This is a genomic window from Endozoicomonas sp. PH6C, from assembly GCF_059322965.1.
Genome location: NZ_CP185342.1, coordinates 5560165 through 5581108 on the forward strand (window position 1 = coordinate 5560165; position 20944 = coordinate 5581108).

The 20944-nt window shown below is 51.2% G+C and carries 2 protein-coding genes and 1 pseudogene (1 of these 3 cut by a window edge); 1 reads left to right on the forward strand and 2 read right to left on the reverse strand.

Going from position 1 to position 20944, the window contains the following annotated elements; genetic code table 11:
- A protein-coding gene (locus tag ACOMG9_RS20290) for a non-ribosomal peptide synthase/polyketide synthase (RefSeq protein WP_494529299.1) crosses the window boundary here: on the forward strand, positions 1-17180 show its 3' end. Its footprint begins 48109 nt before the window's first position; 17180 of the gene's 65289 nt are visible here — the last part of the coding sequence; its start codon lies off the left edge, out of view; its stop codon occupies positions 17178-17180.
- Between the two features lie 694 nt (positions 17181-17874).
- On the opposite strand, the gene ACOMG9_RS20295 is transcribed toward ACOMG9_RS20290, so the two are convergent.
- Together ACOMG9_RS20295 and ACOMG9_RS20300 are read right to left on the reverse strand one after the other, a co-directional pair.
- A complete protein-coding gene (locus ACOMG9_RS20295; protein ID WP_494529300.1) occupies positions 17875-18615 on the reverse strand; it encodes a 4'-phosphopantetheinyl transferase family protein in 741 nt (246 codons plus the stop codon).
- A gap of 710 nt (positions 18616-19325) precedes the next feature.
- Positions 19326-20736 (reverse strand): annotated as a pseudogene (locus tag ACOMG9_RS20300) (ISNCY family transposase).
- Positions 20737-20944: the final 208 nt, after the last annotated feature.

The window sequence follows — 20944 nt, forward strand, 5'->3', positions numbered from 1 at the left end:
TCGTGATGCTGGACGACATATCATGGACAGACCAAACACTGTACAACCCGCCCGCACTGATCAGCCATGATCAACTCGCTTATATTATCTTCACCTCCGGCACCACCGGACAGCCAAAAGGGGTGATGATTTCACACGGGGCCAGTGTCAACTTTATTCAGGACTGCCTGGTTCGGTATCCCACGGATCACAGCGATGTTCTTATCCAGAAGATATCCCATGGGTTTGATGTTTCCATATGGGAAATATTTTTTAGTATGTCTTCAAAAGGGCATACGGTAATTGCTTCTCTTGATGCTCGCTATGACCCGGACACATTGGCGACCATGATCTGTCAACACTCTGTATCCATCATCATATTTGTTCCAACACAGCTGGAAAGATTTCTCAAAACCATTTCACAAAAAAGTTCAGATTCCCTTCAGTGTCTGAGGCTGGTTTTTGTCAGTGGAGAAACATTTGATGACGACCTTGCTCACCGGTTCATTACCGCCTGCCCACACCACACTCTGGTATTTAATGCCTACGGCCCAGCTGAGACTGCGGTTATCGCCACTACTGCCCAGGTGCGATTGAGCCCCGCTCAAAACAGGGATTCCCTATCCATTGGCAAGCCATTAACCAATACACGGGTCTATGTGCTGGATCAATATCTGCAGCCAGTCCCCGTCGGGATTCCAGGCGAACTGTATATCGGTGGTCACGGGTTGGCCCGTAGTTATCTGAATCAACCTGAGTTGACGAAAGCAGCCTTTATAGATGTGCCTTCGCTTCCGCCAGGAATACATGACCATGTCTATCGAACAGGTGACAAGGTCAAGTGGCTCAACAATGGCGAATTGCTCTACATAGGCCGTATCGATCAGCAGGTTAAAATCCGGGGGCACAGAATAGAGCCGGCTGAAATCGAACAGACACTGACGACCATACCCGGCATCACCAGGGCCTTTGTGCAACCACGCAGCCGAAGCAATGATTGGCAGGATCAGTATGACTACCTCGTCTGCTGGTATACCTGCGAACAGCCACAGGTTGAAGCTTCGCTACAGGCTCAATTGCGTCAGAAACTGCCAGAATACATGATCCCAAAGGCTTTTATTGCCGTTGAGTCATTCCCCATGACCCGCACTGGCAAACTGGATCGCAAGGCTCTGCCTGAACCAGAGATCAGCAGCCATGTGCAGTATGCTCCACCCACTACCCCCGACGAAACACGACTCTGTGACCTCTGGCAGGAACTGCTGAACATCGGGCAGATCGGTATACACGACAACTTCTTCCAGCTCGGCGGTGACTCCCTGCTGGCCATACGACTCTGCCAGTGTATTGGTCAGGTGTTTTCGATAGAGGTGCCCGTCGCCTTGCTGTTCCAGCACCCCACGGTCACGGCACTGGCTCAACACATTCAATCGCTGGAGACCCTGCCGCAGATGCAGCTGCCCGCCCTGGTGCCTGAACCTGATCACCGCTTTGAGCCCTTTCCCCTCAACGCCATTCAACAGGCCTACTGGCTCGGACGGCAGTCCGGTTTTGAGCTGGGACAGGTGGCTACGCAAGCTTACATGGAGTGGGATCTGGACGACATTGGACAGCTGGATGTTCGCCGCCTGGAGCAGGCATGGCAGACCCTGGTGGATCGCCACGATATGCTGCGTACCGTTATCCTGCCCTCCGGTGAGCAACAGGTACTGGCAGAAGTACCTGACTTTGCCCTTGCCATCACCGACCTGACCGCCCTGAATGACCCGGCGGCACTGGAACAGCATCTGCTGGCTATACGACAGAACGAGTCTCACCGGGTCAGCGATCCTGAACAATGGCCCCTGTTCGACTGTCAGTTGATTCGGTTACCCAACCAGCGTGGCCGCTTGCTGTTCCGTATGGACTCCCTGGTCGCTGACGCCGGCAGTTTCTTGCTGATCTTTGCCGAACTGGCCGATCGCTACCAACATCCGGAGGTTGTCTACCCGCCACTGCAGCTGACCTTCCGAGACTATTTGCTGGCAGTGCCGGAGGATCATCCGGCCCGTCTCCGGGACCGCGACTACTGGCTGGAACGGCTTGATACCCTGCCACCGGCACCCCAGTTACCGGTGACAGCCCTGGCACCTGAAGAACAACCGCGCTTTGTCCGGCGCTCCGGCACACTGTCGCCTGAACACTGGCAGGCACTGCAGAACCAGGCCCGTCAGCAGGGACTGACGGCCAATGCCGTCCTGTTAACCGCCTGGTCCCTGGTGCTGGCCCGCTGGTGCCGGGAACCGGCCATGACCCTGAACCTGACCACCTTCCAGCGACTGCCGGTGCATGAGGAGGTCGACCGGATCATTGGCGACTTCACCGCCCTGAGCCTGCTGGAAATTCACCCTGACCCCACTGTGGATTTCCTGTCGCAGGCCCAGCGTGTGCAACAACAGTTGTCGTCTGATTTATCACACCGGTTGTTCAGTGGCGTGGAGGTGCTCCGTGCCCTGCGCCAGCAAACCAGTACCGATGTCCTGATGCCCGTGGTCTTTACCTCCACCCTGGGGCTGGACCACCAGGCACTGGACACATTGATGGACAACCCGCTGTTCGGCACGCCCGGTTATGCCATCTCCCAGACCCCGCAGGTCTGGCTGGATCACCAGGTGATGGAGCTCAATGGTGCGTTGGTCTACAACTGGGATGCTGTCGAGCAGTTGTTTGACCCGGCCGTGCTGAACAGCCTGTTTGCCAGCTGGAACTCCCTGCTGCAGACCCTGGCGACCGCGCCACAGTGCTGGAAAGCACCGGTGCCCCCTTCCCTCCCACAACCGGATCTTGTCCTGTGGCAGGCATTAAACGACACGGATTATGCATGGGCGGATAATGACCGGGCCACCCTGCTGACGGACATTCTGCAACAGGCTGAACAACGGAGCAGGCAACCCGCCCTGGTCAGCAGTGATGAAACGCTGGATTACCAGACATTACTGGCCAGGGCCCGTTCACTGGCTGGCGTCATGATGGATCAGGGTGTTCAGCCCTGTAGCCCGGTGGCCATTTACCTGGAGAAAAGTGCCGGGCAGGTGACAGCGGTACTGGCGACCCTGTTGACCGGTGCCTTCTACGTGCCCCTGAACCCGGAATGGCCCATCGCCCGTATCCGGCAGGTGTTGGCGCAACTGGATCAGCCGGTGGTGGTGACCGATGCTGAATGGGCTGGTAATCTGCATTCGCTGGCGTCGGATGCCGTGACCATGCTGCTGATTGACGACGGTGAACCAGCCAATCATCAGGTCGAATTACCCCGTACCCAACCGGACGACCTGGCCTACATCATCTTCACTTCCGGTTCCACCGGCACCCCCAAAGGCGTCATGATGACCCACCGGGCGGTGCTGAATACGCTCCGGGATGTGAACCGTCGTGTGTCACTGAACGCTGAAGACCGGGTATACGGCTTGTCCGCCCTCTCTTTTGACCTGTCGGTGTGGGATATCTTTGGTACGCTCTGTGCCGGGGCCACCCTGGTATTACCGGACAACTGCCTGGTGAAATCGCCTCAACACTGGCGTCACCAGGTAGAACAGCACCGGGTCACGGTCTGGAATACCGTCCCTGCGCTGGCGGAACTGCTGATTGAAGCGGCACCGGCGGGTGCCCTGGGCAGCCTGCGCCTGGCCCTGCTCAGTGGTGACTGGATTCCCCTGACCCTGCCGGACAGGCTGCGTGAGGCAGCACCGGGCATTCAGGTGCTCGCCCTGGGTGGCGCAACGGAAGCGGCCATCTGGTCCAACTGCTTTACCGTGACGGATACCGTAACGGAGAGTAAACAACACTGGTCATCCATTCCCTACGGCACGCCGCTGGCTAACCAGCAGTTCTACATTCTGCAGCCGGACAGTCGGCTACTGTGCCCACCGGGGGTGACCGGTGAGCTGTGCATCGGTGGTGCCGGGCTGGCGCAGGGCTACCTGGGTGACCCGCAAAAGACAGCGTCCGCCTTTATTGAGCATCCAGACTATGGTCATTTATACCGGACCGGTGACCTGGGGCATCTTGATGGGGAAGGCCTCCTGGTCTTTGAAGGGCGGGAAGATACCCAGGTGAAAATCCATGGACACCGGGTGGAGCTGGGTGAGTTAGAAGCGTCGCTGAAACAACTTCCCGGACTCAAGGATGCTGTTGTTATTGCCAGGGATAATCAGCTGGTTGCCTGGGTAACTCCAGATAGTCCCAATGCTGTTCTATTCAGCCCTGTACCACCACCGGGATTGCAGTTTGATAATTCAATCATTCAACACCATCTGAGCAAGCCGGATAATGAAGCGGAGAAATCGCTTCAACGCACAATCTGTGGCCGTGAGCTTTCATCCACTGATGCCAACCATTATTTTCACCAGCACATAAAAATCCAATGTCGTATTTTCACCCTGACGCTCTGTGAGATGTTCGATAACCTGAGGCTTTTTAGTAAGCCCGGTGAAGCACTGACCGTACAACAGGTCATGGCCCATGGTTCTATTCTGCCCCGCTTTACACGTTGGTTAACACGTTGCCTGAACCATCTTGTCAGTGAGAACATCCTGACCGGCCAAAAGCCGCATCCGGAAAATGATGCCGTGCCCTATCGGTGCCTGATACCAGTAAAAACATATCTGGCTACTCATAACAAACAAAACAACCAAAACAACCAAAACAACCAAAACAACCAACCGACCGGGAGTGTTAATAGCCTTGATCTGATTTCTATTATTACGGGTCGAAGGCATGCAGCAGAAATCTACCTTACAGAGAATACTGACATTATGTACCAGCATTCTCACCTTTATTGCTTTCAACAAATCGAAAAACTGATCACAGCCTTGTTGGCCACCTCAGGCAGCCAGCAGGATAGCCCGGTCCGATGCCTGGAAATTGGGGCAGGCATGGGGTCATTGACACGCCATATTATACCTCTCCTGCGTGAATCCAATCATGAATTTAACTATGTCTTTACGGATGTATCCGACCTCTTTCTCAAGGAAGCACGAGCAGAGTACGGTGACACATGCATGGAATATCGTTTTTTTGATCTTAATAAAGCATCATCACTCCAGGGTATAAACCCGGCAAGCTTCGATTTCATATTCGCCTCAAACAGTTTGCACGTTGCTCACGTTATTGATCATGCCCTTGAAGATATTCGCAGCCTGCTAAGCCCCGGGGGAGTCTTGTTCTTCATTGAAGGGTGTACATATTGGCCACAAATGGATCTATTTAAAGGCCTTCAGGTAGGCAGTGATGAATATCAGGACGATCGTGAACATGACTTATTAAGTGAAAATCAGTGGCTTGATCGACTCAACCGTCTGTTCTCTGTTGCCCAGAGCGGTGCAACCCCCACAGGCGGTCTGGCAGCCGCTTTGGATTTACGGCTTTTTGTGGCCAGGCAATCGAACCAGGTTCTGGGGCTTGACGCAGAGAAAGTTCGGGGATTACTGTCTCAACAACTCCCTGAGTGGATGCTGCCACAGCACGTGCATATGTTACAGACACTCCCCAGGTTAGCCAGTGGAAAAATAGATCGAAAACAGTTTTCCAGCGTTGAATCCATACCAGAGAGAAAACAGTACACGGCGCCCGGCACACCTAGCGAAACACGACTCTGTGACCTCTGGCAGGAACTGCTGAACATTGAGCAGATCGGCATACACGACAACTTCTTCCAGCTCGGCGGTGACTCACTGCTGGCCATACGACTCTGCCAGCGTATTTCCCAGGCGCTGTCGGTGGACGTACCAGTCGCCCTGTTGTTCCAGCATCCGACCATTGCCCGGCTGGCTCCGGAACTGACCCGGGATATTGAGCCGATACCGGCCCGCCACCTGAGCCAGGCGCCCATGTCCTTCGCGCAACAGCGTCTCTGGTTTATCGAACAGTATGAGCAGGGGACTGCCGCCTATCACATTCCCATGGTGCTGAAACTCCATCAGCCAAAACAGGCACAAACGCTGGTCGGGGCCTTGCAACTACTGGTTCAACGTCATAAAACCCTGAGGACTTTTTTCAGCACGGATGATGATGGTCAGCCTCTGCAACAAGTTCAGAAAGACCCATTACCGGTTGAGCAAAAAACACTGGCTAAAGCGGAGTTAAACCCGGCTCTGTCCCGTTCCATTAACACACCGTTTAATCTCAGCACTCAGTATCCGCTTCGCGTCGTCTGGTTTACGGTCAGTGATAATCCGTCAGGCGCTGCCTCTGAAACCCGTCAGGAAGAAGACATTTTCCTGTTACTCTTTCATCACATTGCCGTGGACGGCTGGTCCCTGGAAGTTCTTTCCAGAGAGCTGACACTATTGATGGGCGTGATGGGCGCACTGCCATCCCACCAGAATACGCCGGAAACCGTGCTTCCCGAATTGCCCATCGATTACCTGGACTTCACCCTCTGGCAGCAGGAAACCTGGCGGGACCAGCTGCTGGAAACCCAGACCCGATGGTGGCAGCAGGAACTGGCAGACCTGGAACCCCTGAAACTGCCACTGGATTATCCTCGACCACGGCAAATCGACTACCGCGGTGGCCATTGCCAATGTTCGCTGTCACCGGAACTCTCTACGCAGTTGCGCCAACTGGCCAATCGTGAAAATACCACCCTGTACACGGTCATGCTCAGTGCCTTTGCCGTACTGCTCAGCCGTTACTGCAGTCAGGACGATGTTGCCGTTGGTAGCCCGGTCGCCAATCGCCAGCACCCGCAGCTGGAATCCCTTGCCGGTTTTTTTGCCAACACCCTGGTGATCCGTACCCGGCTTGCCCCTGAACAGACCTGTCGTGAACTGATTCGCCAGGTGCACCAATCAGTCGCCGTCGTGCAACAGCATCAGGATATTCCCTTTGAGCAGCTGGTTGATCAGTTGCAGGTAGAACGGGACCCTTCCCGTCACCCGCTGTTCCAGGTGATGTTTGCCGTGCAGCACTTTACCCTGGCTCAAGGTCAGGGCATATCACAGCTTCCCCTGCCACCGGAGGCACAGACTACAAAGTTTGACCTGACCCTGATGGTGGATGACCAGGAAGACAGACTTCATGCCAATATCGAATACGCAACAGCCCTGTTCCGGGAAGAGACCGTAACACGCCTGTGGCAGCACTATAAGCGCGTACTTGAGCAGTTTATTGCCCGGCCTGAGTGTTTAACCCGGGAGATCTCCCTGCTCAGTGTTGAGGAATACCAGCAGATCGTCGTTGACTGGAACCAGACCGACGCTCTCCTGCCCGAAGGCCAGGAAAGCCTCCTGCTGCACCAGTTGTTTGAACAGCAGGCCAAACAGTATCCCAATAACCTCTGTCTTGTATTTGAAGAGCAGCAGTTAACCAACCGGGAGGTCAACAACCGGGCCAACCAGCTGGCAATGATGATTCAGGAGACAATAAAAGCACAATGCGACGGTGTCATCCCACCGGAAACCTGTGTCATGGTCTGCTGTAAGCCCTGTCTTGAATTTAACATTGCTGCCATGGCGGTATTGAAGGCAGGGTGCGTGTATGTTCCGGTGAACCATACCGACCCAATTGAACGTCTTCGTTTTATCCTCAATGACACAGGATCCCGGGTGGTGTTGACAACGTCTCACCAACCATCATTCTGGGACAGTCCTGATCATCAGGAAAACGTTTCTGCAGTAATGCTGGATAAAATATTATGGGCTGATCTGACACGGCACAATCCGGACTCACTGGTTACCAAAGACCACCTCGCCTATATAATCTACACCTCCGGCACCACTGGTCAGCCTAAAGGTGTGATGATTTCACACGGGGCCAGTGTCAACTTTATTCAGGACTGCCTGGTTCGGTATCCCACGGATCACAGCGATGTTCTTATCCAGAAGATATCCCATGGGTTTGATGTTTCCATATGGGAAATATTATTTAGTATGTCTTCAAAAGGGCATACAGTCATTGCTTCGCTTGATGCTCGCTATGATCCAGACACATTGGCGACCATGATCTGTAAACACTCTGTATCCATCATCATGTTTGTTCCAACACAGCTGGAAAGATTTCTCAAAACCATTTCACAAAAAAGTTCAGATTCTCTTCAGTGTCTGAGGCTGGTTTTGGTCAGTGGAGAAACATTTAATGACGACCTTGCTCACCGGTTCATTACCGTCTGCCCACACCACACTCTGGTATTTAATGCCTACGGCCCAACTGAGACTGGGGTTGCCACTACTGCCCAGGTGCGATTGAGTCCCGCTCAAAACAGGGATTCCCTATCCATTGGCAAGCCATTAACCAATACACGGGTCTATGTGCTGGATCAATACCTGCAGCCAGTCCCCGTCGGCATTCCAGGCGAACTGTATATCGGTGGTCACGGGTTGGCCCGTGGTTATCAGAATCAACCTGAGTTGACGAAAGCAGCCTTTATAGATGTGCCTTCGCTTCCAATACACGGCCATGTCTATCGAACAGGTGACAAGGTCAAGTGGCTCGACAATGGCGAATTGCTTTACATAAGCCGTATCGATCAGCAGGTTAAAATCCGGGGGCACAGAATAGAGCCGGCTGAAATCGAACAGACACTGACGACCATACCCGGCATCACCAGGGCCTTTGTGCAACCACGCAGCCGAAGCAATGATTCTCAGGATCAGTATGACTACCTCGTCTGCTGGTATACCTGCGAACAGCCACAGGTTGAAGCGTCGCTACAGGCTCAATTGCGTCAGAAACTGCCAGAATACATGATCCCAAAGGCTTTTATTGCCGTTGAGTCATTCCCCATGACCCGCACTGGCAAACTGGATCGCAAGGCTCTGCCTGAACCAGAGATCAGCAGCCATGTGCAGTATGCCCCACCCACTACCCCCGACGAAACACGACTCTGTGACCTCTGGCAGGAACTGCTGAACATCGCGCAGATCGGCATACACGACAACTTCTTCCAGCTCGGCGGTGACTCCCTGCTGGCCATACGACTCTGCCAGCGTATTGCCCAGGCGCTGTCGGTGGACGTGCCAGTCGCCCTGTTGTTCCAGCATCCGACCATTGCCCGGCTGGCTCCGGAACTAACCCGGGATATTGAGCCGATACCGGCCCGCCACCTGAGCCAGGCGCCCATGTCCTTCGCGCAACAGCGTCTCTGGTTTATCGAACAGTATGAGCAGGGGACTGCCGCCTATCACATTCCCATGGTGCTGAAACTCCATCAGCCAAAGCAGGCACAAACGCTGGTCGGGGCCTTGCAACTACTGGTTCAACGCCATAAAACCCTAAGGACTTTTTTCAGCACGGATGATGATGGTCAGCCTCTGCAACAAGTTCAGAAAGGCCCATTACCGGTTGAGCAAAAAACACTGGCTAAAGCGGAGTTAAGCCCGGCTCTGTCCCGTTCCATTAACACACCGTTTAATCTCAGCACTCAGTATCCGCTTCGCGTCGTCTGGTTTACGGTCAGTGATAATCCGTCGGGCGCTGCGTCTGAAACCGGTCAGGAAGAGGACATTTTCCTGTTACTCTTTCATCACATTGCCGTGGACGGCTGGTCCCTGGAAATGCTTTCCAGAGAGCTGACACTATTGATGGGCGCGCTGTCATCCCACCAGAATACGCCGGAAACCGTGCTTCCCGAATTGCCCATCGATTACCTGGACTTCACCCTCTGGCAGCAGGAAACCTGGCAGGACCAGCTGCTGGAAACCCAGACCCGATGGTGGCAGCAGGAACTGGCAGACCTGGAACCCCTGAACCTGCCACTGGATTATCCTCGACCACGGCAAATCGACTACCGCGGTGGCCATTGCCAATGTTCGCTGTCACCGGAACTCTCTGCGCAGTTGCGCCAATTGGCCAATCGTGAAAATACCACCCTGTACACGGTCATGCTCAGTGCCTTTGCCGTACTGCTCAGCCGTTACTGCAGTCAGGACGATGTTGCCGTTGGTAGCCCGGTCGCCAATCGCCAGCACCCGCAGCTGGAATCCCTTGCCGGTTTTTTTGCCAACACCCTGGTGATCCGTACCCGGCTTGCCCCTGAACAGACCTGCTGTGAACTGATTCGCCAGGTGCACCAATCAGTCGCCGTCGTGCAACAGCATCAGGATATTCCCTTTGAGCAGCTGGTTGATCAGTTGCAGGTAGAACGGGACACTTCCCGTCACCCGCTGTTCCAGGTGATGTTTGCTGTGCAGCACTTTACCCTGGCTCAAGGTCAGGGCATATCACAGCTTCCCCTGCCACCGGAGGCACAGACTACAAAGTTTGACCTGACCCTGATGGTGGATGACCAGGAAGACAGACTTCATGCCAATCTCGAATACGCAACAGCCCTGTTCCGGGAAGAGACCGTAACATGCCTGTGGCAGCACTATAAGCGCGTACTTGAGCAGTTTGTTGCCCGGCCGGAGTGTTTAACCCGGGAGATCTCCCTGCTCAGTGTTGAGGAATACCAGCAGATCGTCGTTGACTGGAACCAGACCGACGCTCCCCTGCCCGAAGGCCAGGAAAGCCTCCTGCTGCACCAGTTGTTTGAACAGCAGGCCGAACAGTACCCGGATAACCTCTGTCTTGTATTTGAAGAGCAGCAGTTAACCAACCGGGAGGTCAACAACCGGGCCAACCAGCTGGCAATGATGATTCAGGAGACAATAAAAGCACAATGCGGCGGTGTCATCCCACCGGAAACCTGTGTCATGGTCTGCTGTAAGCCCTGTCTTGAATTTAACCTTGCTGCCATGGCGGTATTGAAGGCAGGGTGCGTGTATGTTCCGGTGAACCATACCGACCCAATTGAACGTCTTCGTTTTATCCTCAATGACACAGGATCCCGGGTGGTGTTGACAACGTCTCACCAACCATCATTCTGGGACAGTCCTGATCATCAGGAAAACGTTTCTGCAGTAATGCTGGATAAAATATTATGGGCTGATCTGACACGGCACAATCCGGACTCACTGGTTACCAAAGACCACCTCGCCTATATAATCTACACCTCCGGCACCACTGGTCAGCCTAAAGGTGTCATGATTTCACATGCTGCCAGTGTCAACTTTATTCAGGACTGCCTGGTTCGGTATCCCACGGATCACAGCGATGTTCTTATCCAGAAGATATCCCATGGGTTTGATGTTTCCATATGGGAAATATTATTTAGTATGTCTTCAAAAGGGCATACAGTCATTGCTTCGCTTGATGCTCGCTATGATCCAGACACATTGGCGACCATGATCTGTAAACACTCTGTATCCATCATCATGTTTGTTCCAACACAGCTGGAAAGATTTCTCAAAACCATTTCACAAAAAAGTTCAGATTCTCTTCAGTGTCTGAGGCTGGTTTTGGTCAGTGGAGAAACATTTAATGACGACCTTGCTCACCGGTTCATTACCGTCTGCCCACACCACACTCTGGTATTTAATGCCTACGGCCCAACTGAGACTGGGGTTGCCACTACTGCCCAGGTGCGATTGAGTCCCGCTCAAAACAGAGATTCCCTATCCATTGGCAAGCCATTAACCAATACACGGGTCTATGTGCTGGATCAATACCTGCAGCCAGTCCCCGTCGGCATTCCAGGCGAACTGTATATCGGTGGTCACGGGTTGGCCCGTGGTTATCTGAATCAACCTGAGTTGACGAAAGCAGCCTTTATGGATGTGCCTTCGCTTCCGCCAGGAATACATGGCCATGTCTATCGAACAGGTGACAAGGTCAAGTGGCTCGACAATGGCGAATTGCTTTACATAGGCCGTATCGATCAGCAGGTTAAAATCCGGGGGCACAGAATAGAGCCGGCTGAAATCGAACAGACACTGACGACCATACCCGGCATCACCAGGGCCTTTGTGCAACCACGCAGCCGAAGCAATGGTTCGCAGGATCAGTATGACTACCTCGTCTGCTGGTATACCTGCGAACAGCCACAGGTTGAAGCGTCGCTACAGGCTCAATTGCGTCAGAAACTGCCAGAATACATGATCCCAAAGGCTTTTATTGCCGTTGAGTCATTCCCCATGACCCGCACTGGCAAACTGGATCGCAAGGCTCTGCCTGAACCAGAGATCAGCAGCCATGTGCAGTATGCCCCACCCACTACCCCCGACGAAACACGACTCTGTGACCTCTGGCAGGAACTGCTGAACATCGCGCAGATCGGCGTACACGACAACTTCTTCCAGCTCGGCGGTGACTCCCTGCTGGCCATACGACTCTGCCAGCGTATTGCCCAGGCGCTGTCGGTGGACGTGCCAGTCGCCCTGTTGTTCCAGCATCCGACCATTGCCCGGCTGGCTCCGGAACTAACCCGGGATATTGAGCCGATACCGGCCCGCCACCTGAGCCAGGCGCCCATGTCCTTCGCGCAACAGCGTCTCTGGTTTATCGAACAGTATGAGCAGGGGACTGCCGCCTATCACATTCCCATGGTGCTGAAACTCCATCAGCCAAAGCAGGCACAAACGCTGGTCGGGGCCTTGCAACTACTGGTTCAACGCCATAAAACCCTAAGGACTTTTTTCAGCACGGATGATGATGGTCAGCCTCTGCAACAAGTTCAGAAAGGCCCATTACCGGTTGAGCAAAAAACACTGGCTAAAGCGGAGTTAAACCCGGCTCTGTCCCGTTCCATTAACACACCGTTTAATCTCAGCACTCAGTATCCGCTTCGCGTCGTCTGGTTTACGGTCAGTGATAATCCGCCAGGCGCTGCGTCTGAAATCCGTCAAGAAGAAGACATTTTCCTGTTACTCTTTCATCACATTGCCGTGGACGGCTGGTCCCTGGAAATGCTTTCCAGAGAGCTGACACTATTGATGGGCGTGATGGGCGCACTGCCATCCCACCAGAATACGCCGGAAACCGTGCTTCCCGAATTGCCCATCGATTACCTGGACTTCACCCTCTGGCAGCAGGAAACCTGGCAGGACCAGCTGCTGGAAACCCAGACCCGATGGTGGCAGCAGGAACTGGCAGACCTGGAACCCCTGAACCTGCCACTGGATTATCCTCGACCACGGCAAATCGACTACCGCGGTGGCCATTGCCAATGTTCGCTGTCACCGGAACTCTCTGCGCAGTTGCGCCAACTGGCCAATCGTGAAAATACCACCCTGTACACGGTCATGCTCAGTGCCTTTGCCGTACTGCTCAGCCGTTACTGCAGTCAGGACGATGTTGCCGTTGGTAGCCCGGTCGCCAATCGCCAGCACCCGCAGCTGGAATCCCTTGCCGGTTTTTTTGCCAACACCCTGGTGATCCGTACCCGGCTTGCCCCTGAACAGACCTGCTGTGAACTGATTCGCCAGGTGCACCAATCAGTCGCCGTCGTGCAACAGCATCAGGATATTCCCTTTGAGCAGCTGGTTGATCAGTTGCAGGTAGAACGGGACCCTTCCCGTCACCCGCTGTTCCAGGTGATGTTTGCTGTGCAGCACTTTACCCTGGCTCAAGGTCAGGGCATATCACAGCTTCCCCTGCCACCGGAGGCACAGACTACAAAGTTTGACCTGACCCTGATAGTGGATGACCAGCAAGACAGACTTCATGCCAATCTCGAATACGCAACAGCCCTGTTCCGGGAAGAGACCGTAACACGCCTGTGGCAGCACTATAAGCGGGTACTTGAGCAGTTTGTTGCCCGGCCGGAGTGTTTAACCCGGGAGATCTCCCTGCTCAGTGTTGAGGAATACCAGCAGATCGTCGTTGACTGGAACCAGACCGACGCTCCCCTGCCCGAAGGCCAGGAAAGCCTCCTGCTGCACCAGTTGTTTGAACAGCAGGCCGAACAGTACCCGGATAACCTCTGTCTTGTATTTGAAGAGCAACAGTTAACCAACCGGGAGGTCAACAACCGGGCCAACCAGCTGGCAATGATGATTCAGGAGACAATAAAAGCACAATGCGACGGTGTCATCCCGCCGGAAACCTGTGTCACGGTCTGCTGTAAGCCCTGTCTTGAATTTAACCTTGCTGCCATGGCGGTATTGAAGGCAGGGTGCGTGTATGTCCCGGTGAACCATACCGATCCGGTGGAACGTCTTCGTTTTATCTTTAATGACACACAATCCCGGATGGTGTTGACGACGTCTCACCAACCCTGCTTCTGGGACAACCACGATGAACCGGATAGCGTTTCTGTCGTGATGCTGGACGACATATCATGGACAGAGCAAACACTGTACAACCCGCCCGCACTGATCAGCCATGATCAACTCGCTTATATTATCTTCACCTCCGGCACCACCGGACAGCCAAAAGGGGTGATGATTTCACACGGGGCCAGTGTCAACTTTATTCAGGACTGCCTGATTCGGTATCCCACGGATCACAGCGATGTTCTTATCCAGAAGATATCCCATGGGTTTGATGTTTCCATATGGGAAATATTATTTAGTATGTCTTCAAAAGGGCATACAGTCATTGCTTCGCTTGATGTTCGCTATGACCCGGACACATTAGCGACCACGATCTGTCAACACTCTGTATCCATCATCATATTTGTTCCAACACAGCTGGAAAGATTTCTCAAAACCATTTCACAAAAAAGTTCAGATTCTCTTCAGTGTCTGAGGCTGGTTTTTGTCATTGGAGAAACATTTAATGACGACCTTGCTCACCGGTTCATTACCGCCTGCCCACACCACACTCTGGTATTTAACGCCTACGGCCCAGCTGAGACTGCGGTTGTCGCCACTACTGCCCAGGTGCGATTGAGCCCCACTCAAAACAGGGATTACCTATCCATTGGCAAGCCATTAACCAATACACAGGTCTATGTGCTGGATCAATACCTGCAGCCAGTCCCCGTCGGCATTCCAGGCGAACTGTATATCGGTGGTCACGGGTTGGCCCGTGGTTATCTGAATCAACCTGAGTTGACGAAAGCAGCCTTTATAGATGTGCCTTCGCTTCCGCCAGGAATACATGGCCATGTCTATCGAACAGGTGACAAGGTCAAGTGGCTCGACAATGGCGAATTGCTTTACATAGGCCGTATCGATCAGCAGGTTAAAATCCGGGGGCACAGAATAGAGCCGGCTGAAATCGAACAGACACTGACGACCATACCCGGCATCACCGGGGCCTTTGTGCAACCACGCAGCCGACGCAATGATTCGCAGGATCAGTATGACTACCTCGTCTGCTGGTATACCTGCGAACAGCCACAGGTTGAAGCTTCGCTACAGGCTCAATTGCGTCAGGAACTGCCAGAATACATGATCCCAAAGGCTTTTATTGCCGTTGAGTCATTCCCCATGACCCGCACTGGCAAACTGGATCGCAAGGCTCTGCCTGAACCAGAGATCAGCAGTCATGTGCAGTACGCTCCACCCACTACCCTCGACGAAACACGACTCTGTGACCTCTGGCAGGAACTGCTGAACATTGAGCAGATCGGCATACACGACAACTTCTTCCAGCTCGGCGGTGACTCCCTGCTAGCCATACGACTTTGCCAGCGTATTGCCCAGGCGCTGTCGGTGGACGTACCAGTCGCCCTGTTGTTCCAGCATCCGACCATTGCCCGGCTGGCTCCGGAACTGACCCGGGATATTGAGCCGATACCGGCTCGCCACCTGAGCCAGGCGCCCATGTCCTTCGCGCAACAACGTCTCTGGTTTATCGAACAGTATGAGCAAGGGACTGCTGCATACCATATCCCCTGGGTATTAAAACTTTCTGACGCTCAATCCTGCAAGAGATTTATCGCCTCGGTGCAACAACTGGTCCACCGCCATAAAGCACTTCGTACCTGCTTCGCGACCACTGAGGATGGTGAAATGATTCAACAGGTACACGAACAGACATTGAGCGTTGATTACCGGCAAATCAATGACAACGAACTTAGCTCTATTATTCACAAGGAAATCAATACGCCTTTTGATCTGACCTCCCAATACCCTCTGCGGCTGCTATGGTTGTCTGCGGATAGTAAGACACCTGACAAGACAGACCATTTTTTGTTATTACTCTTTCATCATATTGCAATTGATGCCTGGTCCCTCGAGATCCTCTCTAAAGAACTAAGCCAGTTGTTAGCCACCGGTCCCCATACTAAAAATAGTACTGAGGCATCTCTCCCCGAACCTGATATTGATTCTCTGGATTTTTCGGTTTGGGAACAGGAAAATCTGCCCCTCTCATTAATTAAGGAGCAACAACGTTGGTGGCGGCATGAACTTGATGGTCTAAGACCCCTTCATCTGCCAACCGATTACCCCCGACCACCACAATTTGATTATCGTGGACACGTTAAATCTTTTGTATTGTCAGAAGAGCTATCGGATCAATTGCGGAGTCTGGCAAAGCAAGAAGCGGTTACCATCTTCAGTATTATGCTTAGTGCCTTTAGCCTATTGTTATGCCGGTACAGTGATACAGATGATATTGCAATTGGTACTCAGGTAGCTACAAGAAACCATCCACAACTTAAAACACTGGTTGGATTTTTAGTACACACTGCAGTCATAAGAACAAACATCGCACCGGACAAAGGATTAAGTCAGCTAATATCTGACTGCCATAAGAAAGTTACATATGTTAATCAGCTTAAAGAACTGCCTTTTCAACATATAGTAGAAGCTCTCAATAATCCCCGAAGCTCTGAGAAAAACCCTTTGTTTCAGGTTATGTTTAATGTACAACATTTTGATTACACTGAAATTCACGGCACTGAAAACATCCATTATCAAAGAGACACAACCTGGTTTGACCTGAAGTTGGTTATTGATGACAAACCATCCTGTATGATTGCTCAATTAGACTACGCAACCTCTTGTTTCAAAGAAGAAACCATCAATTATCTCTGGACAAACTATATCCATATTTTAAATAGGATGGTGAATAACTCAGACGGTAAACTATCGGATATTCAGCTGTCTGCCAGAAAAAGCCTGCAATGTCCTGAAACTGACGATCATACATCTTTATCTGAATCTGATCGAAAATCATTATACGTCTACGAACCTCCTACATCCAAAGCAAGTACTGCGCTCACTCCCATTCAAACAAAAGAGATTAAGGAAATCTGGCAAAGCATATTATCTTTATCTAAAGATTCCATTAATGATCATGACAGTTTTTTTGAACTAGGGGGAAGCTCCCTTCAGGCGGTCTTTATGAGCAAGCAAATTGAGAAAAAATCAGGCAAGAGACTTTACCTTCCATCATTCTTCAACAACCCCACAATTAAAGGCATCAAATATCTTATAGATTCTCACGACTAATTGTTTTATGTGCTTTAAAGTTCAATTCAGCAAGTTATAAAATCTGCCAATCTTGCCTGATAATGGCGCGTCAGTGGCGGCTAAAAATTACCAATGCTCTTATCTGATCAACTATACAGTTGACCAGATAAGAGCAGTTTTCCTGAATAATAAACGACAAATAACCACTAAAGTTCAGAGCTCAACATGAAAGGTGGAGCCCGCCAGAAAATACTGGGAAGCCTGACCAGTCAAGGCTTTCTGATTGCTTTAAAAGCCCACTGTGTCATAGGATAGTTGTCCCGGTTACTGATTAACCAATAATGTTAGCCTCAATATTTCACGAATTCCCTGGCGGGTGGTAGACACCACCACTGCCGGGATGATGAGAGTACCCCTTTCTGGAATTATCCCGAGGTTTGCTATTCGCGAGGGTTGGAACCGATATAGGCAAAAATATGAGTTTGAAATAGAAAAGATAAACGATCGTACAACTTTATTTATTTGAAGTCGGTATAAGGACGCCACTTCTCAAAAAAACCGAATATAAAACCGGACTTGGATGCCGAGTCTGGTGGATCAGGCTGTCTCTTGTCTGGGGATTAAATAGAACGTTGGTTTTTGTCAAACTCTAAAATCGAGGTTTTAGTTGATAAGTCTGGATTTACACAAGAACCTTGTGTGCCATATGGCTGGCAAAAAAAAGGAAAACAAATCAAACATATACAATAGTTAATATATTACCTCTATGAAGACAACTGCATCCACACGCTTGAAAACCATGTCCGTATGATGGTGATAAATTTTCAATAACCCGCAGATACGCAAGCCCACCTAAAGTACAATTCAGAACCTCTGCAGCATCAAAATAAAAGAGCTTACCGACCAGTGGATATAATGCTTTGAAAAGACTCTCTTTAAGAGAAAAAACCATGGAGGTATTTATTCTCTGTAGCCAACGCGAAAACTCTTTTACAACAAATCGTTTTCTCTCATCAGGCAATAATACCAAATCCACCAGCGCATCCATCTGGTCATAAGGTACAATTTGTTCCAAATCAAGCCCGATACCCTTCAATCGACCATAAGTACTCATCACGACAGAAGCAACATTATGATCACTGTGGCTGAGAGAACCCACTACGCCTTCCGGCCAGATGGGTGATCCTGATATACTACTACCGGGTGTTAACCAGCAACCTAGTAACCGATTTATTGCATCAGCAGCGCACATTCTTCCCGCTAAATACTCAGCCCTACGGCTTTTGACAGAAGAAAAATACGATTCCGGCAGCGATTGGGTCAAGCTAGCTATTGTAGCTTCGCAAACAATACTTTGATCAAACCGCCCTGAGGTAAAACACATATTCTGCTTCATTAAATGGGGCCATGGAATCTGCCGATCTACATCCTTCAAACCATGAAAATTCTTGTTCTCTGATAATGCATCAATCATATGTCATTGTTTAAGTAGCGCTAACTATGTTAGGTCTTCGTTTTTTCAGAAGCTGATACCCGAGAACGGACGGCAGCCAACACGTTTAGAGGCATAATCACACTGGTAATTACAATTTTCATCCCATCGACATGGATACCATCTAACCAGACACCCTGCTCCAAAAACTGCTGTTGGTACGCAGCTGATTCTCAGTTATTGTCGCTTCCAACAAATCAGCCATTTCTTCAGATTGAGGTACTGTCGAAAACAAAGTACTCTTAAATCCAGCTTTATCCACCTTGCCTGGAGTTTCACTCTAACCATGATTCACGACACTTCACTTTAGCCCACGCTCAACTGATATGGCAAGAGCTAGTCTCTTCCAACATGAAATGAGCCTAAAGGGGTCTCCTGTTTCCAGCATGAAATGAGCATCACGCTTTTGGATCTTTCGTCCATTATTACTGGATGAAAATCATCATGAACACGAGGCTAATTAGTGCCTGCCCGAAAACCCACAAATAATCCAATACAGCAGGCAGCAGCCAAATTTTTTTGAATTAAAATTTAGCCTACTCATTTGAGGGTGCTACTTTTTGGTTAATTTCTGTTCATTTTATGAACAACTTCCCGATTTTTGAGCACAGGGCATCCTCACCCAAAGGTGAACCTGGTCGCCAACAAGCCCGTTTCTCTTTTCAGGCCGCTTTTTTACTTGTCTGGGCTGCCTACTTTTGCAGCAAGGTACCCAATCGATGCAGATTGGTTCCCAGAACTGCCAGTGACACATAACAACGGAAGCCATCAATGCCAGTATCCGGGCATCGGTCCAGCCCATGCTGTTCGAGGGCATTAATGTCAGATTCTACAGCGGAGTGCTTCCTTTTTGCCCTGATAAACTCCGGGTGTCGCTCACGAAGTCTATCCTGTTTCGACCACCTGCCTTTTTTTGGCAACACGGCCCGGTCGAGAAATTCTTTCAGTTTTTCAAGGTTTTCTTTGACCAGAAACCTCGGTCATAACTGACTTGAGATACCTGGGGAAATCGCTGTTTGGTACCTTCCGCAATAAGTACAGTCACTTGGTCGTCCGTCTGTTTTTCCATAACCAGATGGTGCAGGGTAAAGCCAAACTAATCCTGCAATACGCAGACTCTGAGGCCAAGCTCCATAGGGGTTCCAGCCTTACCTTTGCTGATCCATTCGGTATGACGTTCGAACAAAGAAAAAACCTTCTCATTATGAGGGACGCTTTCATGGTTTAATACACGAGGGACAATCAGCTGACACTGGTAGTATGAATCTTTTACCCAACGTTCCAGTTCTTTTAGCCGCACGTCTCCCGGCGTACGTGCTCTCAGGAGCTTTAAGGTGATTTCTGCCTTGCTAATAAGCTTCTGGCTGTAGGCAACATAGTCGGCATGGGCCGCTTCAATATCATTCTGCCGAGCATCCCGAAGCGCCTCTCTGGTCGAGGTGGATCGTTTCAGGTTGCGGGCTTTGTGAAATTGCTTCTTATGCTGCACCTGCAAGTAGCGGCTCTGCCGCCACAGGCTTTCATGCTGCTCCGAAGACAGAGTGGTTGCCCACTCTATCATCTTGCGCGTGGCATCCCTGAGCAGGTTGATATCCGTCGGAAAGTGAACCTTGGTTTTTACGACGAACGAGTCAGCGCGGGCGCATAGCCGCTCTTCTTTTTTTTTACCAGCTGGTGACCGGCATTGACGACGACCTGATTGATTTGATCAAGGATTTCCGGTGTGAACAGCGAGATATTGTCTTGCAAAGTTTGCAGTTTGTACTGATGCTCACAATAAGGCCCATGGCCCAGCATCTTTCGGAGAGTTCCATGCTCGTTGGCCAGCTCAAGAAGCCGGTCGTAGTCGCAGTTAATGACCAGCCGCAAAGTGCCAAAAACCAACACCCTCCAGAGATCCATTCCGGGACGCCCGTTACCTTGGTCGGCAGTTATCATACCCTCAAGCACGTGAAAAACCTGGTTCCTCAACTCGATATTTGTTCAGATATACTGCAATGCCAGGAGTAATCGAGGAATATCGTCCCTTGACCTGAGGTTGAATGTGATGGCAGAGATGTCAACCTCGCCAAGCTGCATTTGTGGGTTGATGGTTTGGCGCATAAGTGGAAAAGGCTCGTTGTGGAAAATCTTCGTTCCTTATATTGAGCTATAAGCCTATGTTTTCAAGTGCTTGAGGGTTTTCGGACAGGCACTACCTAAGGAAAGTAATTCAGAGAAGCAAGAGGTTGCTTAAAACTGTCGTAGATCAATAATAAACTTCAAAAGCATCAGACTGACTGGAAATCATCCGGCCAGCCTGTAGAAATAA